The sequence below is a fragment of the Candidatus Woesearchaeota archaeon genome (assembly GCA_026394965.1).
In the GTDB taxonomy this organism is placed as follows: Archaea; Nanobdellota; Nanobdellia; order Woesearchaeales; family 0-14-0-80-44-23; genus JAPLZQ01.
Map to the genome: position 1 here is coordinate 1 of JAPLZQ010000116.1, position 19,075 is coordinate 19,075.

Consider the following 19,075-nt stretch of genomic DNA (forward strand, 5'->3'; position numbering starts at 1 on the left):
AGAAGAAAAGAAATATGAATGAATTTCAAAAAGTTATTGATGATAGTCTCTATTTCATTAATGCGCTCTATACAGTGGCAGAGGATATTGCAAAAGGCAATCCCGATAATATCCATTTGATTGAGCGAGAAAAAATAAAAGAACTTGAAAATAGGACATTAGCAAAATATAACAGAGAAGTTTATCCTGTGGCATATGCGCTCATGGCTGATAAAAACGATGAAAAAAGCATGAAAAAATATCTGCTGGCGATTGACTACACCAAGAGCCTTGAGGAAGGCGGGCCTGACATGCTGCTGCTTGACACTGAATCATTAGAAAAAATAGGCGAGCCTTATAAAACGAAAGGAAATTTCTTCCCAAAAAAGGTTAGAAGAAGATTCTTTAGGTAATAATCATTCTTTCGGTTTTTAATTGGTGATTGCAATGATTTCAAAAGACCTTATTGACCTTGACAAAATTGTTCATTATATATTAAGTGTTCATTACCTTAATTATTCTTTTCATTAATTAATTGTAGCGGATTTTTAGCATTCATCAGAATAAACGGGCGGTAACCGGAATTTGAATCCGGGCTAGAGGATCCACAGTCCTCTGTGCTGCCAGGCTACACCATTACCGCCATATGCTAAAGTTTCATTTTCCTATCTTAATATTTAAAGCTTTTGTATATCCCTCCCTCCGTATCGCCCGCCCAATTGCATCAATTTCTTATCTATTCTGCAATGGTAAAAAATAGAAAGTTTTATATACAATTATTGTTTATGAGGGAAAGGGGGTTGTAGATGGAAGAATACAATAAAGACGGCGATAAATTAATCAACAGCAGCGGGAATCTTGAAAAGCTGGACAAGAATCTTAGAAACTCATTCTCTTCTGTAAAGCGCGACATAAAAGTGCTTAATAAAACGCATAATGAAGAAATCAGCGGGCTTGAGAAAAGTATAATTGCGCTGAAAGAGTCAATTGAAAAGGCGAGAGAGGGCTCTGCAGGAAAGAAGGAGCTTGAAAAATATGATGAAAAAATCAGGAAGCTGGAAAAATCTGCAAGGGAAATTTCAATAATCTCTGAAAGGCTTGATTCTGAAAAAAAGGCAATGGATGAACTTAGCGCCTTAAAAGAAGAAGTTGAGGAAACTGAAGAAAAGGCGGCAAAGGGGTTATATTCTGCTGAAAAGGCGTCCCGCGAGAGCAAAGAAAGCTCTGAAACCGTCAAGAAGCTGAATTCAAAAATCAGGAAAATCTCAGAACAGCTTGACTCCCTGAAAAAAAGCGCGATAATGCTCAATGAGTTTGACGAAAACATGGATGAGATTGTCGCAAAGATAAGCGAGGCAAAGGGTGAAATCTCAAATATTGAAAGGATGAGAAATCAGATTAACTCAATCGCCGCAGGCGAAAGGAAAAGCGAGCAGAAAATTGCCTCGCTTGGAAAAAGCATGCTTCCCAAATCTGATTTTGAGAAGGGCATGATTAAAAGGGATGAAAGGATAGATGTGCTTAAGGAATATACTGACAGCATATATAATTCTGTATCAGAGCTTAGGGCAAAAAAGGTTTCATCTGATGATTTTGAGTCAGAGCTTGAACTGATTGAAAAGGAGCTTTCATCTGATTACAGGAAGATAGAGGAGCTTTATGTCCTGAAAAAAGAGCTTTCCAGGATTAAGCAGCTTGATGGAAGGATTGCGATAATTGAGGAAAGTTCAGTTTCTGCCGGGGAGCTCAGCCAGAAAAGCTCAAAGCTATACCACAGGTTAAGGGAGCTTGAAACAGAGATAAATGACATCGCCTTCTCAATAAAAAAGCATGACAAGGCATTCTCAGACATATGGAACCGCACTGTCTCAAAAGAGATTTTTGACATGGAATTTGACAAGAGCGATGTCAGGCTGAAGAGGAACCAGCAGGAAATTGAACGGCTTAAAGAGCAGATAAGCGAAGTTGATGATGTTGAAAGGAAGCTTGAAATCCTCAGTATGGACATGCTTGAAAGGGAAAGGAAGCTTGACAATTACATGACTAAAAGCGAATTCTACTCGGCAATAAGCGCTGTCAAAGGCAGGTTCTATGATCTGAAGGCTGTTGTTGATGAGAAGACCGGAAGAAAAGAGAGCGAGGTTTCATTAAAAAAGTTCATCTCCCCAAAAAGGAACTTCATTGCACGCGCAGGAGAGGCAATCAGGGAGTTTTTCGCTGAAAATGATGATACTGAAAAGGCTGAAGAGGAGTCAATCTTATATGAGCCTGAAAAGAAGGCATTAACACATAAAGAAAGAAAAGAGAAAGGGGAAGGCGCAGCATTTTTCTCATCTTTGGGAAAGAAGATTTCTGATTTCTTCACAATTGAGGAATCAGTTAAAGAGAAGCGGGGCATGGCTGAAAAAAAGAAGGAAAAGAAGAAAAGGCAGGAAGAGAAAAAGATTCCATGGGCAATATTCATCATTGCTCTTATCATTGGACTTGGACTTTTTTTGTTCCTGAACTACAAGGAAATAGGGAAATTCTCAGTTTCAGCATTTGAAAGGATAAAGGAAGGGCTTACAAAGCAGGAGATATCAAACGCAACAGGAACAAATGTTTCTGCACCTGTCAAGACAGCAGCACCTTCGCAAAAGCCATCTGAATCTGCTGTTTCAAATGCCTCAATTTCACAAAATGCCACAAAAGCCACGGAGGGCATTGGGCTGAAAATCAGCGCTGCAGCAGGAAAGATTGGCGCATTCTTTAACGGGATATGGGAAACAGCAAGAAAATGGATGGTTGAATCAGCAGGCGGCTTTTTCAGAAGAACTGGAAATGCAGTGAAGCTCTGGGCAACAACTGCATGGGACTGGATTAAGGGGGCTGCTGCAGATTTCATAGATAAGGCAGTGCAGATATTGAGATATGCGAAAAGCGCGGTAATAGCATACAAATGTTACATAATTGCCGGGATTTTAATGCTCACAGCAATAATCTTCCTTTCCCAGAAGAACAGATTGGGAAGGCTCTTCAGGTTTCTTGGAAGATTCCTCAGATTTCTTGGAAGGGCAGTTCTCAATTTCTTCACTGTGGAAGAAGCTGAAAAGCCAAAGGCGAGAAGGGCGGCAAAGAAAAAATAAATCCCAGTATTATTATATTATTTTTTAATTTTATAATTCTTAAATTATTATATAATTATTATTTATTATCCAATTATTATTTCTACTTATTCCTTTTCTTATGCTACCGCCTTGATTATCTTGTTGCGGGAAGATGCTCCTGATATAATCTCAAACTTTTTTCCAGAAATCTTTGAAAGCGCCCTAAGGAGCTCTGAATTGGCTTTCCCTCCTTTAGGGGGAGCTTTCAGGAATGCAATCACTGCTTTCTTGTCTTCATCATAGGAAAACTCAAGCCGTCCTGAAGAAGGCCTTGCATGCACTTCAAATGAAGATGAGAAAGAAATTATAGAAAGCGCCTTTTCTGAAATCCTTGCTTTTGCCATGTCTACTTCTTTTTCTTGGCAGAAACTTTTGCGTCCTTGACAATTGGATAGGGCTCATATGTTCCCCACCAGAACATGCAGTCATTGCAGTAATATCCCCACACCCCGAGCTCCCTTACTGAGAGAAGCTCTCCGCATTTTGGGCACTTCTTGGGAATGAATACTATCTCTTTCCCTTCATATTTCCTGAAATCATCATTTTGCTCAGCATTTTTCTCATTTTTCAAAAAAACCACCTCACAGCATAATCAACATTTTCCCGATTTATTAATATTTGTTTTTCAGCTGTAATCTCTCCAGATGTGCTTGCACTTTGAGCATTTCAGGAACTTTGTCTCGGGCTCATTGACATTAACCTCGGAAACTCTCGTCTTCTCCTTTATTATCATGTTCTCGGGAGAACTGTCTGTGTGTCCGCATGAGCATGCAAGAATCTTCTTGCTTCCATGCTTCTTGACTTTCATCATTGCGCCGCATTTTGGGCAAAACATATTTTATCACCTGTTACTGATTGAACGGAAGATGTAAAGAACCGGCTTTACAATGTAATCCACAAACCAAATCTTGATGTATCCAAGATAAGGAACCCTAATCACTGCAACCCCGATTATCTTATCTTCAGGAATGTCGGTTTCCTTTATGAGAGAAACCTGGTTGTGGTCCCCTTTTGTGGTGAAGCGGTAGATTGAGCCATCACTCCACTTGTTCACAACTCTGTGGATTATTGGTTCAGCGCCATCTGCATCAAAAACTATTATCATGCCCTTTTCTATTTTCTCGGGGTTAATTCCCCGGAGTATTATTATGTCTCCTGTGTTGAATCCGTTATGCATCCTGAATTTCAGGAACTCCTCCTTTGTGATGTTGTAGTGGGTGTAAACATCTGACTGAGCGCAATTGAAATTGCATGCTGATGAAGTCCACCACAAGTCAAAATTGCCTTCATGCTCCATGCTCTCGGAGATTACAGCAACAATCGGGTGGGATGTCCCCATTGCAAACCCGATTACAGGATAAACTATGAATTTTATGAGAAGAAATGCGAGAATTATGTTGACAATCCAGCTCCAGACGCTGTTGTCATTCCAGATGAAATGCCAGACTCCTGAAAATGCTTTTTTAATCCTTAACACGGGAAATGCTGATTACTGGGGCAGAATAAAAAACTATCGGTTTTAATGGTTTATAATGGTAATTTGAAAAAGAATGCCAATTGCACTGCTTAATATTCTATTAAAATTTAAAAACAATTCATGGAATATTCATTGCATAAAAAAACCAATGATGATATGCCGAGATTATATGTCGAGAGTGCTCACTTCCTTTGCGTGCGCCTCTATGAACGCCTTTCTTGGCTCAACCTCGCTTCCCATGAGAATTGTGAAAATCTTGTCAGCCTCAACAGCATCCTCCATTGTTACCCTCAGCATGCTTCTCTTCTCAGGGTCCATTGTGGTGTCCCAGAGCTGCTGGGGATTCATCTCTCCAAGCCCCTTGTACCTCTGGATTGAAAGCTCATCAGCGCCCATTTCCTTCTGGTGTGCCTCAAGCTCAGCATCAGAGTAGAGATACTTAACGCTCTTCCCCTTGGAAGCCCTGTAAAGAGGGGGCTGGGCTATGCAGATATAGCCGCCTTCAATCAGCTGCCTCATCTGCCTGAAGAAGAAAGTCAGGAGGAGAGTCCTTATGTGGGCTCCGTCAACATCAGCATCTGTCATTATTATTACCTTGTGATACCTTAATTTCTTTTCATCAAACTCAGTCCCTATTCCGCAACCCAAGGCTGTTATGATGTTTGTGATTTCCTTGCTTATCACAATCTTATCGATCCTTGCCTTCTCAACATTGAGGATTTTTCCCCTTAATGGGAGAATGGCTTGGAAAATCCTGTTCCTGCCCTGCTTTGCAGAGCCCCCTGCAGAATCTCCCTCCACAATGTAGATTTCGCACTTCTGAGGGTCTGTTTCTGAGCAGTCAGCGAGCTTTCCCGGCAGGGAATTTGAGGAAAGCGCGCTCTTCCTTCTTGCGAGCTCCCTTGCGCGCTTTGCAGCTGTCCTTGCATATGCTGCATTTATTGCCTTGTCCACAACAATCTTTGCGATTGCAGGATTCTCATTAAGGTAGCTTGAAAGTCTCTCAAACACAATTGATTCAGTTATGCCCTTGACAACTGAATTTCCGAGCTTTGTCTTTGTCTGCCCCTCAAACTGGGGTTCAGCAACCTTAACGCTTATAACAGCGGTTAACCATTCCCTTACATCCTCGCTTGAGAGGTTCTCCTCAAGCTTCTCAACGCTCTTTTTAGTTCCGTTTTTAGCAGTCTCAATGTAATTGTTGATTGCTCTGGTAAGAGCGCTCTTGAACCCAATAAGATGGGTGCCGCCCTCTGTAGTGTTTATGCTGTTTGCAAAGCTGAAGATGTTCTCAGAATAGCCTTCAGTGTACTGAAGCGCAACCTCAAGCTCAACATCATTTTCCTTCTTGAAAAGGTAGATTATAGGATGAATCGGCTTCTTGTTCTGGTTAATGTATTCAACAAAAGAGGATATGCCGCCCTCATAAAAGAAAACATTTTCCTTTTCAACCCTCTCATCCCGAAGAGTTATTGAAACGCCCTTACTTAGGAATGCAAGCTCCCTCAATCTTGAACTTAAAATGTCAAAGCTGAAATCAGTTGTCTCAAAGATTTCAGGGTCAGGCCAGAACCTTATTATGGTTCCTGTCTGGCTGGAAGTGCCTATCTCCTTAATCTCAGAAACCGCTTTTCCGCAGGAGTATTCCTGGAAGAATGTCTTTCCATCTCTCATCACAGTTGCATGCATCTTTATGGAAAGCGCGTTTACAACAGAAACTCCAACACCGTGAAGCCCTCCTGAAACCTTGTAGCTTTTCCTGTCAAACTTGCCCCCTGCATGAAGCTTTGTCAGGACAACCTCCATTGCGGATTTGCTGTATTTGGGAAGGATGTCAGTGGGAATTCCCCTCCCGTTGTCAATTACGCTTACAGAATGTTCGGGATGGATTATAACAATGATTTTGTTGCAGAATCCTGTCAGCGCCTCATCAATGCTGTTGTCAACAACCTCATATACAAGATGATGAAGCCCTGAGGCGCTTGTGTTTCCGATGTACATTGCAGGCCTTTTCCTGACTCCCTCAAGCCCGTCAAGCACCTGGATGTTTTCAGCCCTGTAGCTGTTCCTGTCAACATTCTTTTCAGGCTCAGGATTAACTGCAGTCATTTCTTTTTTTTCTTCAGACATCAATCTCACCATTTGGAAAATGAATTTTTTTTAAATGTGCTAAGAAGGAATTTTCTCGTCGGAAAATCCCTGCTGTTTTAGCTCTTTTTTCCAGTAAAAAAGAGCCCCCTTTCTTTAAAAACCTTTCGCTTTTACTTTGCCTCTACAGCGCCCATAAAGGCAGAATTTGGCTGTTTTAACTGGTGCAAAAATTCCCTGAAAATCCCTTTCAACTAACCGGTAAATCAGATTTTAGTCACTTGAAATTGGCGAAATTTTAATAGAAAAATTTCGGAAATAATGACAAGATTTAAATACAAAAAATGAAAAAATGCTTAAAGAAGGAATTTCCGAGGTGTGATAGATTGGTTTTGCAGCGGCTTAACAGAAAATCATTCGCAATGCTTCTTTTTGTTCTCTTTTTTCTTTTCTCACAGATAAAACTTATCAAAGGAGAAGGAAACGAAACAGCAGGAAATGTTACCCTTTCTCCAATAGGGAATAAGGAAGCTTCGGAAAATGTGACATTGTCATTTACCATTTCAGCAGCAAGCAGCACAAACAGTTTAATAACATACTCATTCAGTTCAGAAAGCCCGATGGGAGCATCAATAGATTCATCAACAGGATTTTTCAATTGGACTCCCCTTTTCAACCAGTCAGGAAACTACACCCTGTCCTTTAATGCATCTGACGGAACTTATTCAGACAATGAAACAATATTCATCAATGTTTCAAATGTAAACAGGATTCCTTCTCTTAATCCAATATCAAACAACTCAACTGATGAAAATAAGAGCATAACATTTTATGTAAATGCAACAGACCCTGATTCTGATGATACCTTAACATATTCAATTTCAGGAGCGCCATTGGGTGCATCAATAAATTCATCAACAGGATTTTTCAGCTGGACTCCCCTTTTCAACCAGTCAGGAACTTACAATGTAACATTCTCTGTCAGCGATGGAATGCTTTCTGCAAATGAAACAATAGCAATAAATGTATCAAACACCAACAGGGCGCCAGCAATTGATGCAATTGGAAACAGAAATGTTGAAGAGGAAAGCACGCTTGAATTCACAGTGTCCGCGTCTGACCCTGACGGCGATTCAATCACATATTCAGCGTCAAACATTCCCTCACGAGCAGAATTCAATTCCGCCACAAGAACATTTTCCTGGACTCCGAACCTCACCCAAAGCGGCTCTTATTCAGTTACATTCAGCGCATCTGACGGAAACTCAGCCTCATCTCAGATAATAATAACAATCACAGTTACAAACAAGTGCACCCCAAGCTGGAGCTGTGTCTGGAGCACATGCATAAACGGCTACAGCGAGGGGACATGCACTGATGCAAACAGCTGCGGAACAAGCTCAGGAAAGCCCTCGGAAGGAAAGAGCTGCCCGATAATAGTCGCAACCCCAAGCCAGAGGATTGCTCCTTCAGGAGCCTCAGGAAATTCAGCAAAGATAAACCTAAATATCTCATGCAATGAAAGCTGGATTTGCTCTCCATGGAGCGAATGCAATGCAACAGGAGTGATGAAACGGGAATGCGTGGACAGGAATATGTGCGGAGCAAAAAAGGATATGCCTGAGACAATAGAGAGCTGCGAGACAGCAGCTGAAAATGAGAGTATGACTGGCGCAAATATTCAAAAAAGCGAAGAAAGCAATGGAACAGCAGGAGGATTTTTCTCATTTGTAAGAAACCTCTTCAACAGGGCTGAAATTACTGGAAACGCAGTTAAGGAAGAATCAAATGATAATAACTCTAAAGAGGGTTCATTGAAAGGTTCTGTTAATGCATGGGCAGGGCTTGGGGCAATAATCGGAAACGCAATTTCAAGCACAGGGGTTGCAGCTGAAAAAGTGAAATCAAGCCCTGTTATTTCAGCAGGGGCAATACTGATACTGACGCTTCTTGCTTTCGGAATAATCAGGGGAGCATCTGCCTGGAAAAAGAAGAGAAGGGACAAGTACTGGTATAAGCTTTAATTCTTTTCACTTTGGATTTTATCTGCTTCAGAAATGAATTTCTCAATCTCTCTCAGTTTTTCAGCAAGCATCTTTCCTGAATCTGCCTCAAGATTGAGGCGTATAAGGGGCTCTGTGTTTGATTTCCTTATGTTGAATCGCCATTTTGGGAATTCCATAGACAAGCCGTCAAGATGAGAAACAGAAGCGCCTTTCTCGCGGGAAAAATGCGATTCAGCTTCAGAAAGGATTTTATCCTTGTGCTCTGACTCAAAGTTTATCTCGCCGCTTATGAAGTATTTGTGCGAGGGAGAAAGGATTTTTCCCATGCTCTTATTCTCCTTAAGCACAATCCATATTGCCTGAAGGCATGAAATGTATGAGTTTTCAAAATAGCTGTCCTCAACCTTGTAATAGTAATGCCCTGACAGCTCGCCTGCAAACGGAGAATTATGCTCGCGCATGTATTTCTTTATGAATGAATGCCCAACCCTGCACATGACTGCCTTCCCGTGGTTTTCCTCAATAATTTCCCTGACAAACCTGCTTGCCCTCAGGTCGTATAAGATTGCGGCATTTGGCTTTTTCTCAAGCACTGCCTTTGCAAGAATCCCTGTCATGAAATCGCCCGGTATCCCATTTCCTTTTTCATCAACAAAGAAGCATCTGTCAGCATCCACGTCCCAGATTATCCCGAAATCTGCCTTGTTTTCCCTGACAGACTCAATAAGCTGCGCCTTGTTCTCTTCTTTAAGGGGGTCAGCAGGATGATTTGGGAACAATCCGTCAGGCTCAAAATTTATCGGAATCAGCTCTATACCCAGCCGGGAAAATAGGATTTTAGCAACAGCGCCTGCCATCCCGTTTGATGCATCCATGCAAACTCTTAGATTCCTTGATTTCAGGAGATTTTTCATTTCTGAAAAATCATAGTAGTCAGTGCAGTCAATTAGATATTTTATGAAATCCTCCTGAAAATCCCTTTTTGAGACAGAGCCCTCTTTACTATGCTCTTTAAAGTTGTTATTAACAGCAAGATTCAGGATTTCCCTAAGCCCTGTTTCCTCGCTTATGGGAATGGATTTCTCGCGCACAAGCTTGAAGCCGTTGTATTCCTTGGGGTTATGCGAGGCAGTTATCATAATCCCGGAATCAAAATTAAAGTGCGAAACTGCAAAATAAAGCTCGTTTATGCTGACTTCGCCAATGTCAATCACATCTGCACCCTGCTCGGTTATGCCTTTGGAAAGCGCATCAAAAAGGCGCTTTGAACTTAGCCTGCAGTCCCTTCCAATGCAGACATTCCTGCATTTGAGAAATGAGGAAAAAGCCCTTCCAATAAGGCATGCGGTTTTCTCGTCAATCTGGATGGGATAAATCCCCCTGATGTCATATGCCTTGAAGATGCTCTCGTCAACTTCGCAATGCCCTTTCATTTTATCCTCTGAAAAGAAATTACTCAATGTCCTTCCATTCCCTTATTGCCTGCTCATAGCGCTCAGGGGTTCCAACATCAATCCACATCCCTGAAAAGGAGTATCCTATAAGCCTGCTGCTTCCTGCAAGCTTTGGAAAGACATCATTCTCAAGCATGGAAAATCCCTTTGGAATCATGTCAAGCACAGGGCGCTCAAGAATGTAAAGCCCTGCGCTTATGAGCTTTGAAGGCGCATCCTCCCTTTTCGGCTTCTCAACAAAAGCAGTAATCTTGTCGCCGTTCATCAATGCAACGCCGTAATTGCTTGGGTCGTCTATTGTTGTCAGTGCAATTGTTGCAATGCTGCTGTGGCTCTTGTGAAAGCTGTACATCTCAGCAAGGTTTATGTCCATTAAGTCGTCTGCATTGCATACAATAAAGCTGCCCTCAATGTAAGGAGTGGCAAGCCTTAGCGCGCCTGCTGTCCCCAATGGCTCGCTCTCCTCAACATAGGTTATGCTAACCCCGAAATTCCTGCCGTTCCCAAAAAATTCCTTTATTTTATCGGCCTTGTAGCCCACGGATATTATTATGTTCTTTATTCCGAATTTCCTGAAAAGGCATATTGCATGATAGAGAAGGGGCTTGTCATGCAGTGGAATCATGGGTTTGGGAATCTCAGATGTTATCGGCCCGAAGCGCTTTCCCTTCCCTCCGGCAAGGATAACCGCAGTCTTTGGCGCGTTATTGCCAAGTGCCTTCGCTATTAGAATCTCAGCAGCGTGGCTCCTGTTCTTTATCATGCTTCCATCAATAGTTGAGTCAATCTGCTTAAGAATTTCAGAATCAATGGTAAAAGTAACCCTTTCTTTCATGCAACCACCCTCTTTTTATCATCTTTAAACCTGCGGATTATTTAAAAGTTGCGATTTGTATGATAAGGTATTACAAAGAAAAAATTTATAAATAATATCATATAAGATATGATTAAATCACATTATCTGAAGAGGTGGAGAAATGGAGTATGAGATTTTCGGGTTCAGGGAATTCAACAATGAGCTTTCCCATCTGAAATGGCTTAGAACCCAGCCAGATAAGGAAATCGGGTGCTATCTTACAAGGGAAAAGGTTGAGAGGATAATCTGCGGAAGCCCGAACCCTGAGAGCAGCACAAGCATTGAAGAGATAGTCAATGCAGAGCCGAAAAAGAGGCTTAGTCTGACGCTTTTGCACATGTTTTCATATCTTGACTACTGGCTTGAGGGAGAAGCCTCATACAGTGCATTAAGAAATTACGGAGAATAAAAAAAAAATATCTCTAAATTTTCTCCTTCATCCTGATAATCTGGGTTGGAAGGGCAAAGCTTATCCCCTCAGCAGAATTAACTGCGTTGTACAATGCTGTCTTAAGCTTCTCCTCATTTTCAAAAACAAATGACTGCTCATTCACCCATGCGAAAACCTTGAAGTTCAGGCTGTAATCTGATAAATCAGTGAGAAATACTGCGGGAGATGGCTCATTAAGGATTACATCCTGGCTCTTGTTCTCGCGCTTTAGCTCCTCAGCAACTTTCCTTACTGTTTCAAGGCACACCTTCTTCATTTTATTAACATCAGAGCCGTAGGCAATCCTCATAAGGATTGTTACTCTTCTCGGCTTTAGCTTTGAGTAGTTTATAACATTGTTTGAGGCTGCCTTTGAATTTGAGATTGCGACAATTTCATTCGCATATGTCTTTATCTTGACTGACCTAAAGGTTATTTCATAAACCTCGCCGAAAACATCTCCTATCTGGACGACATTTCCAATCCTGAAAGTCCTGTCCAGAGTCATTGCAAGCCCGCTGAAGAGGTCTGTCAGGGTTGTCTGGAGGGCAAGCCCCATAGTTATTCCTGCTATTCCAAACCCTGCAAGCAACGGCCCTATCTCAATACCCCAAATTTTGAGAATTAGAGTGAAGCATATGAACCAGACAATAATCTCGCTGATCCTTTTTGAAAGGACTATTGTTGATTCGCGGAAATCAGCAATCTTCACATTCCTTGTCATCCTGGAGATAAGCCCGTCAATCATGTTGACTACGCCAATTGAAAGCAGGAATATTGCAAGCGATTCAACTCCCAGAAGAATCTTCCTCTCGGGGAATATTGACAGGAGAGCAATCTTTGTTGCATAGAGCAGCATTCCCAAAAGAAGGAATGTCCCCATTCTCTTAAGATGCTCAGAATTAGGGCGGAAAACATGCCTCCCAAGTATCCTTTTCAGGATTGTAATTGCAATCCAGCTGACGCTTATGAAAATAAGGAAGAAAAGAACGCCTTTTATGTATTTAGCGTATGTGATAATAAAATTTTCATTGAAAAAATTTGTAAGATTCACCAATTTCAAGCACCTGCTCTTTTTTTAACTCTTTGAATAAGGAATTAAGAACTTATTTATTAGATTTTCTAAAAAATGAATCAAATAACAACAGGATATATTAAAATCGGGCTTCCATAGCCTATTTCATTGCCGTCATAGAGGCAGTTCGTGCAGTTGACTGTAACCTTAAATGCATGAGTTCCAAGCACTGAACCCTTCAAAGGGTGAATCGCAATCGGAACCTTGACTGTCTCCCCTATTCCGAGGGAATATGTGCTGTTTTTGAAATACTGGATTTTCCCTTCAGAGGAAACAGGCTCCACATAGACATTGAATTCCTTTGGCTTGTTCTCATTGAGGATGCTTAATGTGAAGACAGCAATCCCGCCCTGCTTTACCTTCTTCTGGATTGAGCCAACGCACACGAACTCTGTGCCGTCGCATGAGATTGCCTCAAGCTGGCTCTCAAAGCTCTGGCTCTTCATCTTGAGAAAATTGTCAGAGCCGGAAAAAAGCGTCCTGGCCATGTAAAGCCCGAAGCCGAAAACAACTATCGCAAGAACAAGAGTCACAATAAAGTTTACAGAAAGCTCAATCCCCTTTTTCCCTGAAATCATCTCTCTCACTTTTTTGGCGGTTCGTAGATTTTCAGGATTACCACAAGGAAGATGATGAGCACAGTTGCGCCCACAGCCATTGAATAAAATCCGAGGGTGCTTGAGCCCAAAAGAACATTGTAAAGCCCGAAAAGCATCATTGCAAAGCCTATCCAGAGAAACTTGTCAAGAATAAGCTTTGTTATCTCAAATTCCTCATGCCAGTTAAGCTGTTTTTTCATTTTAGTTAACGCTCCCATTTTTTATTGGATAAAAAAAATAAAAGCAAAGGATAAATTAGATTAAATTAAAAAAATCACTTTTCAACCACATTGACAAAGAAAGACTTCTCTGAATATAGTTGGCCCCCTTCACCATCAAATACTCTGATTGTGCATTTGAAGGAGGTTCGTGCAGTGGTGCTCGTAATTGTTATTTTAGCAGGCTGGACATCGCTTTCTCCCTCTTTGACGGTTAGACGAGTATAAGTTGCAACAGAAGGTACTCTTATATCTGTTGGATCATCTATTGAAACGCAGTTTGGTTGTGGGATGTAAAAATCAATTTCAACATCATTGATGTTCCTTATTCCGTAATACACCTCTCCTGTTTTTGTTGTGGTGTCCACATCAATACTGATTGGCTGGATTGCAATCTTATCACTGCTTGACTTAAGGTTCTCAATCAGGTCTGTTTTAACCTGAGCGCTGACTTCGCCGAACTGCTTTGTTGCGCCCCGAAACATGTTCCTCATGAATGTAAGCCCCAAAGCAAGGATTGCAATGGCGAATATTAGAATGATTATTGCATTGATAGAAACTTCTAAAGCGCCTTTTTTATTAAAGCTCTTCATTAAAACACCTCTTTATTTTAACTGAATATTTGACAGGACATATTATAAAAAGATTTGTTTATAAAACTTTCTATAATTTCAAAGATTCTTTTAAGCGAAGAAAATGGATTTTTCAGGAATGACTTTCCTTCATCTCTACTTATGGAATCATCGCTGCAATTATCTGAAATCTGGTTTTTTATTTTCTTAACACATTTAATTTATTTGCTATTCAAAAATGGTTTCAATAACAAAAAGTTTATAATCCCATTAACAACCAATATGAGAATCAGATTGTGGGAGTGAAAAAATGGAAATCAAAGAGTTTCCAAATGTGAAAGTTGAGAAGATGAAAAGCGGGCTTAATAGCGAGTCCCTGATTCGTGAGCTTTCTTTTTCTACAAATGAGAGCACTTATGCATTATATGCAATCTGCGAATTAATTGAGAATAAAGGGAGATTCATAGGAACAAATGCAGAGTCATATGCAGAATCAATACGGGATTCAAATCTTCTCAGCATGGATTCAGCGCCTTACAAGATGGAGTCGTCCATCTATACTTCTGAAGAGTTCCTTGATTCAATAATCAATGAATTTTCCCCAAGATCGCTCGCATACGCTGTTATTGAGAGAGAGGGAAGGCTCAATGAGGTAGAGAGCATAATAAAAGAGCCGGCGGCTCTGCGCGAATTCCTGAGAAACGGATACAGCGACTATGCCCCGAAAAGAGTTGAGCGCGCGATAATTGTTCCGAGCGAAAAACTAACTGACCTCGTGTGGGGCTTTACTTATAACATAAAAGACCTTGAGCGAATGGTTTCATACAGAGTATAATAAATGGAGGAATAAAAATGGAAAACTCAACACCAAATTTAGAAAAATTACTTGCAGAATCATGTTCAGATGAAAGCAGAGCTGCGTTAGTGTCTAAGCTGATTACAGAAATGAAAATTCCTGCAGAGTATGAAAAAGCCGGGCAAATGTTACAGCAAAAAGTAGCTGTGGTTACGGATAGTACTGCCGATTTCCCCCCAGGAATGGCGGAGAAGTTAGGAATTAAGGTAGTGCCACTTTATGTGAGGTTTGGCGAGGAAGAATATCTCGATAGGATAAATTTAAGTAGCGATGAGTTCTTCGTCAAACTGAAAAAGAGTAAGGTGTTGCCGATGACTAGCCAGCCTACTCCCACCGATTTTTTGACAGCCTATAAAGAAATCGGGAAGGAAACTGAAAAAATCATTTCTCTTCATGCTTCAAGCAAGTTGAGTGGGACGTTTAATTCAGCAATGATCGCAAAAAAAGAATTCCCGGATAGTTTCGACATCAGAGTTATTGATTCTCAAACTCTTTCTCTTAGTCTGGGTTTTCTAGCAATGGAAGCAGCTGAAATGGCAAGGGCCGGAGAAAGCATTGACGACATTGAAGAGGAGATAAACAATTTTATCCCGAAAACTAGGCTTTATGGTGTGCTGGATACCCTTCATTATTTGGCGAAAGGCGGACGAATCGGCGCTGCTTCAAGTTTGTTAGGTTCTATTCTTCAGGTGAAACCCATCATAAAAATACAAAATGGTGAGGTTATACCTGTGGAAAAGCTTCGTACCAAAAAAAGGGCTATTGCTAGGCTGATTGAAATAGTTCGAGAAGTTCAACAAGAAGGAGAGATAGTAAGAATTGGTGTTCTTCATGCTGCCGCTGAAGGTGAAGCCAAGGAATTAGCTGCTCAACTAAAAGAGGTCTACCATAATACGGAAATCCCGATTGTTCAAACTGGAACAGTTATCGGTACTCATTCTGGACCCGGCTTAGTGGGGATTAGCTATTTATTGAAGTAAGAAAGAAAAGAGAAAGTAAGAACCATTCAGGGCTTTGAGGTATAAATTACTCAATGCCCTTTCATGATTTTCTTAGAGAAAGGTTCTAACATCGTCCAGTCCGCGGAGCCAACTATTGACTATTAAAAAACCTATGAGCATGATTTTTCAATAGGATTTTCCTAAGGTTTTTATACTATTTCATCGGACAGTGACGAATATTGAAAATCCTGAAAATTCCTGCTTTTGGGGGATTTTGCCTCAATGAAAAATAAGCCATTCCGCTTATAAATAAAGCACTTGTGCAGAAAAAGCCCCACCCGCCCTTGAAACAACCCCATTGTTAAACGAAAGCTTTAAATATAAGTGCCTTTACTCCTGAGTGTGCAACTGATAATCAGTTCAGCTGCAATTCATCTCCGATTCTGATTTTTTAAATCAGATAAACATTTGAAAAATGTGTGCTTGATATCTTTATCAAGTGCAAAGATGGATATGGAAGAGATAGATCTAACCTTGAAATAAGGTGTCGTCTATTCCTTTAAGTTCTAATAAACCGCAATTATCGTTAAATACAAATCCCGTTGATCCTGCGGGAGATTGCTGCTATAAGAGTTGGAATTAGCCATGCAAGTCCAAGGGTCGCAAGACACTGGCGAACTGCTCAGTAACACGTCGATAATCTGCCCTTAGGTTTGGGATAACCTCGGGAAACTGAGGCTAAACCCGGATAGGGAATAATTTCTGGAATGAGTTTTTCCTGAAAGGAAACGCCTAAGGATGAGTCGGCGGCCGATTAGGCAGTTGGTGGTGTAACGGACCACCAAACCTGAGATCGGTAGGGGCCTTGGAAGAGGTCGCCCCGAGAAGGGCACTGAGATACTGGCCCTAGCTCCACGGAGTGCAGCAGGCGCGCAACCTTTACACTGCACGAAAGTGCGATAAGGCAACTCTTAGTGCTTGCACTATGTGCAAGCTTTTGCCAAGAGCAAGAATCTTGGCGAATAAGTGGTGGGCAAGACCGGTGCCAGCCGCCGCGGTAACACCGGCGCCACGAGTAGTAATCGCGGTTATTGGGCCTAAAGCGTTCGTAGCCGGCTTAGTAAATTTTCTGTGAAATCGTTGGGCTTAACTTAACGGCGTGCAGAAAACACTGCTGAGCTTGAGACTGGGAGGAGTGAAAGGTATTCTGTAGGGAGCGGTAAAATGCTATAATCTACAGAGGACCACCTGTGGCAAAGGCGTTTCACCAGAACAGGTCTGACGGTGAGGAACGAAAGCTAGGGGAGCAATCCGGATTAGATATCGAAAATCTTCGATTTTCGGAATTACTCAAAAAATCATTGCGACTGCATTACAACTACTGCAATGACGGAGAGCAATTCATAGCATGTTGATTTTCGACTAATTACCCGAGTAGTCCTAGCTGTAAACCCTGCGAGCTAGGTGTTGCGCATTCTTCGTGAATGCGCAGTGTCGTAGTGAAGGCGTTAAGCTCGCCGCCTGGGAAGTACGGTCGCAAGACTGAAACTTAAAGGAATAGGCGGGGGAATACTACAAGGGGTGCGGTGTGCGGTTCAATTGAATTCAACGCCGGGAATCTCACCAGGGCCGACGGTAGAATGAAGGTCAAGCTAATGACTTTACCTGACAAGCCGAGAGGTGGTGCATGGCCGTCGTCAGCTCGTGTCGTAAGATGTCCTGTCAAGTCAGGCAACGAGCAAGACCTGCACTCATAATTGCTAACGAACTTTTGTGATCGAGCACATTATGAGGACTGCTCGGGAAACTGAGAGGAAGGTGCAGGCTATGGTAGGTCTGTATGCCCCGGATGCCCTGGGCTACACGCGCGCAACAACGGTTGGGACAATGGGATGCAACTCCGAAAGGAGGAGCTAAACCTCGAAACCCAATCATGTCCAGATTGAGGGCTGTAACTCGCCCTCATGACGTCGGAATCCCTAGTAATCAGAGTTTATCACACTCTGGTGAATATGTCCCTGTTCCTTGCACTCACCGCCCGTCAAACCACTCGAGCAGAGTCTAGACGAGAATTAATAATTAATTATTTCGAATCTGGGCTTTGTAAGAAGGGTTAAGTCGTCACAAGGTAGCCGTAGGGGAACCTGCGGCTGGATCACCTCCTTTTATTTTTTTTTAAATTTTTTTTCCATATCCATTTTTTATAATCATAAATGGGCCTGTAGCTCAGTCTGGTAGAGCACCACCCTTGCATGTTCCGAAGAGGAATCTAAGAACGGCGGGGGCCTCGGGTTCAAATCAGCCTTTTGTGCAAGGAAAGTGTTGGCCTGAACCAAAAAATCAGGCTGGCTCAAGAATCGCAAATGGCTATGAAAGTCCCGACGGGTCCATTCATTTTTTCACAAATATCGAAGACAAAACATAATTTATGCTCACAAAATTGAGTGCAGCTGAGCATCAAAACCTGATGTTTAGCCAAAGGTTGATGTTAATGAGACCATGCATAAGGTAGGTACAGAAGCTACTAGACGAATGACTTGGCTTAAAACGCCGATGAAGGATGCGACAAGCAGCAATATGCTCTGGCGAGCTGCACGTAGGCATTGAACCAGAGATTTCCGAATGAGATTCTTATCCCGCAAGGGATGATCCGAAAGGATAGGGAACGCAGGGAACTAAAACATTTTATTACCTGCAGGAAAAGAAATCAATTGAGATGCGGTGATTAACAGCGAGTGAAAACCGCACAGGGCAAACTGAATTTCACGCCGCAAGGCGCGAAAGATGTGGTGTTATAAGACCGCCTGCATATTTCTTCTCTTGGCCACTCAAACTTTACTGGGAAGTAAGGCCACAGAGGGTGACAGCCCCGTAGGGAAAACTGAGAGGAGAAATTGGCGAGTTCTTGAGTACCGCCTATCGAATTTTAGGTGGGAATTTGGGAGGCATCAACTTCCAACCCTAAACACGTTTTAAGACCGATAGAGAATAAGTACCGCGAGGGAAAGTTGAAAAGAACCCATGATAGGGAGTTCAAAGAGCCTGAAATCTAGTAGTAATAGTGTGCTAGGGCATTACGGTGTTCTAGCGTTCGTTTTGAATAACGAGCCAGGGAGTACATTTGAGTGGCGAGGTTAACTGATGAAGGTAGCCGAAGCGAAAGCAAGTTTCCCGCAACCCGCAAGGGCGAGGGGACCGGTATGAAAGTGCCGGGAGTCACTTGAATGTGACCCGAAACCGGGTGATCTATGCCAGGGTAGGGTGAAGCGCGGATAAAACCGCGTGGAGGCCCGAAGAGGTACTACGTACAAGTGTTCTTGTAACTTTGGTATAGGGGTGAAAAGCCCATCGAACCCGGTGATAGCTGGTTCCTGCCGA

The 19,075-nt window shown here is 42.0% G+C and carries 17 protein-coding genes, 2 tRNA genes and 2 rRNA genes; 9 read left to right on the plus strand and 12 right to left on the minus strand.

Features of this window, described 5'->3' with window-relative positions; translation table 11 throughout:
• On the plus strand, positions 1–392 hold a 392-nt coding region (locus tag NTV63_05390; GenBank protein ID MCX6710353.1), incomplete at its 5' end, for a hypothetical protein.
• A gap of 157 nt (positions 393–549) precedes the next feature.
• Here the strand turns inward: NTV63_05390 and NTV63_05395 are convergent.
• Positions 550–622: transfer RNA gene (locus NTV63_05395), tRNA-His, on the minus strand.
• A 163-nt stretch (positions 623–785) separates the two neighbouring features.
• On the opposite strand from NTV63_05395, the gene NTV63_05400 reads away from it, so the two are divergent.
• Positions 786–3,104 (plus strand): hypothetical protein, encoded by a 2,319-nt coding sequence (locus NTV63_05400; protein ID MCX6710354.1) that lies wholly within the window; start codon positions 786–788, stop codon positions 3,102–3,104.
• Positions 3,105–3,202: 98 nt separating this feature from the next.
• Here the strand turns inward: NTV63_05400 and NTV63_05405 are convergent, their stop codons facing one another.
• The 5 genes from NTV63_05405 to gyrB form a co-directional block, all read right to left on the minus strand.
• Positions 3,203–3,469, minus strand: coding sequence for a DUF167 family protein (locus NTV63_05405; GenBank protein ID MCX6710355.1), 267 nt, complete (start codon positions 3,467–3,469; stop codon positions 3,203–3,205).
• Positions 3,470–3,471: 2 nt separating this feature from the next.
• Positions 3,472–3,696 carry a hypothetical protein gene (locus tag NTV63_05410; protein MCX6710356.1) on the minus strand — a complete coding sequence of 75 codons (225 nt, stop codon included), beginning with the start codon at positions 3,694–3,696 and terminating at the stop codon, positions 3,472–3,474.
• A gap of 54 nt (positions 3,697–3,750) precedes the next feature.
• On the minus strand, positions 3,751–3,960 hold the full coding sequence (locus NTV63_05415; GenBank protein ID MCX6710357.1) for a hypothetical protein: 210 nt from the start codon (positions 3,958–3,960) through the stop codon (positions 3,751–3,753).
• A 6-nt stretch (positions 3,961–3,966) separates the two neighbouring features.
• Positions 3,967–4,602 (minus strand): signal peptidase I, encoded by a 636-nt coding sequence (locus NTV63_05420; GenBank protein ID MCX6710358.1) that lies wholly within the window; start codon positions 4,600–4,602, stop codon positions 3,967–3,969.
• A 165-nt stretch (positions 4,603–4,767) separates the two neighbouring features.
• Positions 4,768–6,711 carry a DNA topoisomerase (ATP-hydrolyzing) subunit B gene (gyrB, locus tag NTV63_05425; protein MCX6710359.1) on the minus strand — a complete coding sequence of 648 codons (1,944 nt, stop codon included), beginning with the start codon at positions 6,709–6,711 and terminating at the stop codon, positions 4,768–4,770.
• Positions 6,712–7,076: 365 nt separating this feature from the next.
• On the opposite strand from gyrB, the gene NTV63_05430 reads away from it, so the two are divergent.
• A complete protein-coding gene (locus NTV63_05430; GenBank protein MCX6710360.1) occupies positions 7,077–8,714 on the plus strand; it encodes a putative Ig domain-containing protein in 1,638 nt (545 codons plus the stop codon).
• On the opposite strand, the gene NTV63_05435 is transcribed toward NTV63_05430, so the two are convergent.
• Complete coding sequence (locus NTV63_05435; GenBank protein MCX6710361.1) at positions 8,711–10,129, minus strand: phosphomannomutase/phosphoglucomutase; 1,419 nt, start codon at positions 10,127–10,129, stop codon at positions 8,711–8,713. The two genes, NTV63_05430 and NTV63_05435, sit on opposite strands and share 4 nt — an antisense overlap.
• A gap of 19 nt (positions 10,130–10,148) precedes the next feature.
• Positions 10,149–10,985 carry a nucleotidyltransferase family protein gene (locus tag NTV63_05440; GenBank protein ID MCX6710362.1) on the minus strand — a complete coding sequence of 279 codons (837 nt, stop codon included), beginning with the start codon at positions 10,983–10,985 and terminating at the stop codon, positions 10,149–10,151.
• 142 nt (positions 10,986–11,127) lie between these two features.
• On the opposite strand from NTV63_05440, the gene NTV63_05445 reads away from it, so the two are divergent.
• Entirely contained in the window at positions 11,128–11,415 is a 288-nt protein-coding gene (locus NTV63_05445; protein ID MCX6710363.1) for a hypothetical protein, read from the plus strand.
• A gap of 13 nt (positions 11,416–11,428) precedes the next feature.
• Here the strand turns inward: NTV63_05445 and NTV63_05450 are convergent, their stop codons facing one another.
• From NTV63_05450 to NTV63_05465, 4 genes are all read right to left on the minus strand, one after another.
• A complete protein-coding gene (locus tag NTV63_05450; GenBank protein MCX6710364.1) occupies positions 11,429–12,490 on the minus strand; it encodes a mechanosensitive ion channel family protein in 1,062 nt (353 codons plus the stop codon).
• A gap of 80 nt (positions 12,491–12,570) precedes the next feature.
• Positions 12,571–13,098, minus strand: coding sequence for a hypothetical protein (locus tag NTV63_05455; protein MCX6710365.1), 528 nt, complete (start codon positions 13,096–13,098; stop codon positions 12,571–12,573).
• Positions 13,095–13,310, minus strand: coding sequence for a hypothetical protein (locus tag NTV63_05460; GenBank protein ID MCX6710366.1), 216 nt, complete (start codon positions 13,308–13,310; stop codon positions 13,095–13,097). Before NTV63_05460 ends, NTV63_05455 begins: the two co-directional genes overlap by 4 nt.
• Before the next feature lie 74 nt (positions 13,311–13,384).
• Positions 13,385–13,921 (minus strand): hypothetical protein, encoded by a 537-nt coding sequence (locus NTV63_05465; protein ID MCX6710367.1) that lies wholly within the window; start codon positions 13,919–13,921, stop codon positions 13,385–13,387.
• 289 nt (positions 13,922–14,210) lie between these two features.
• Between NTV63_05465 and NTV63_05470 the strand changes: the two genes are divergently transcribed.
• From NTV63_05470 to NTV63_05490, 5 genes are all read left to right on the plus strand, one after another.
• On the plus strand, positions 14,211–14,735 hold the full coding sequence (locus tag NTV63_05470) for a hypothetical protein (GenBank protein MCX6710368.1): 525 nt from the start codon (positions 14,211–14,213) through the stop codon (positions 14,733–14,735).
• Positions 14,736–14,752: 17 nt separating this feature from the next.
• A complete protein-coding gene (locus NTV63_05475) occupies positions 14,753–15,736 on the plus strand; it encodes a DegV family protein (protein ID MCX6710369.1) in 984 nt (327 codons plus the stop codon).
• Positions 15,737–16,292: 556 nt separating this feature from the next.
• Positions 16,293–17,861, plus strand: a 16S ribosomal RNA gene (locus NTV63_05480).
• 51 nt (positions 17,862–17,912) lie between these two features.
• A tRNA-Ala gene (locus NTV63_05485) sits at positions 17,913–18,087 on the plus strand.
• A gap of 114 nt (positions 18,088–18,201) precedes the next feature.
• Positions 18,202–19,075, plus strand: a 23S ribosomal RNA gene (locus NTV63_05490); the annotation flags it as partial.

Coding starts and splice junctions, on each gene's coding strand:
- NTV63_05400 (MCX6710354.1), top strand. CDS start 786: ATGGAAGAATACAATAAAGACGGCGATAAATTAATCAACAGCAGCGGG.
- NTV63_05405 (MCX6710355.1), bottom strand. CDS start 3,469: ATGGCAAAAGCAAGGATTTCAGAAAAGGCGCTTTCTATAATTTCTTTC.
- NTV63_05415 (MCX6710357.1), bottom strand. CDS start 3,960: ATGTTTTGCCCAAAATGCGGCGCAATGATGAAAGTCAAGAAGCATGGA.
- gyrB (MCX6710359.1), bottom strand. CDS start 6,711: ATGACTGCAGTTAATCCTGAGCCTGAAAAGAATGTTGACAGGAACAGC.
- NTV63_05435 (MCX6710361.1), bottom strand. CDS start 10,129: ATGAAAGGGCATTGCGAAGTTGACGAGAGCATCTTCAAGGCATATGAC.
- NTV63_05440 (MCX6710362.1), bottom strand. CDS start 10,985: ATGAAAGAAAGGGTTACTTTTACCATTGATTCTGAAATTCTTAAGCAG.
- NTV63_05445 (MCX6710363.1), top strand. CDS start 11,128: ATGGAGTATGAGATTTTCGGGTTCAGGGAATTCAACAATGAGCTTTCC.
- NTV63_05460 (MCX6710366.1), bottom strand. CDS start 13,310: ATGAAAAAACAGCTTAACTGGCATGAGGAATTTGAGATAACAAAGCTT.
- NTV63_05465 (MCX6710367.1), bottom strand. CDS start 13,921: ATGAAGAGCTTTAATAAAAAAGGCGCTTTAGAAGTTTCTATCAATGCA.
- NTV63_05470 (MCX6710368.1), top strand. CDS start 14,211: ATGGAAATCAAAGAGTTTCCAAATGTGAAAGTTGAGAAGATGAAAAGC.
- NTV63_05475 (MCX6710369.1), top strand. CDS start 14,753: ATGGAAAACTCAACACCAAATTTAGAAAAATTACTTGCAGAATCATGT.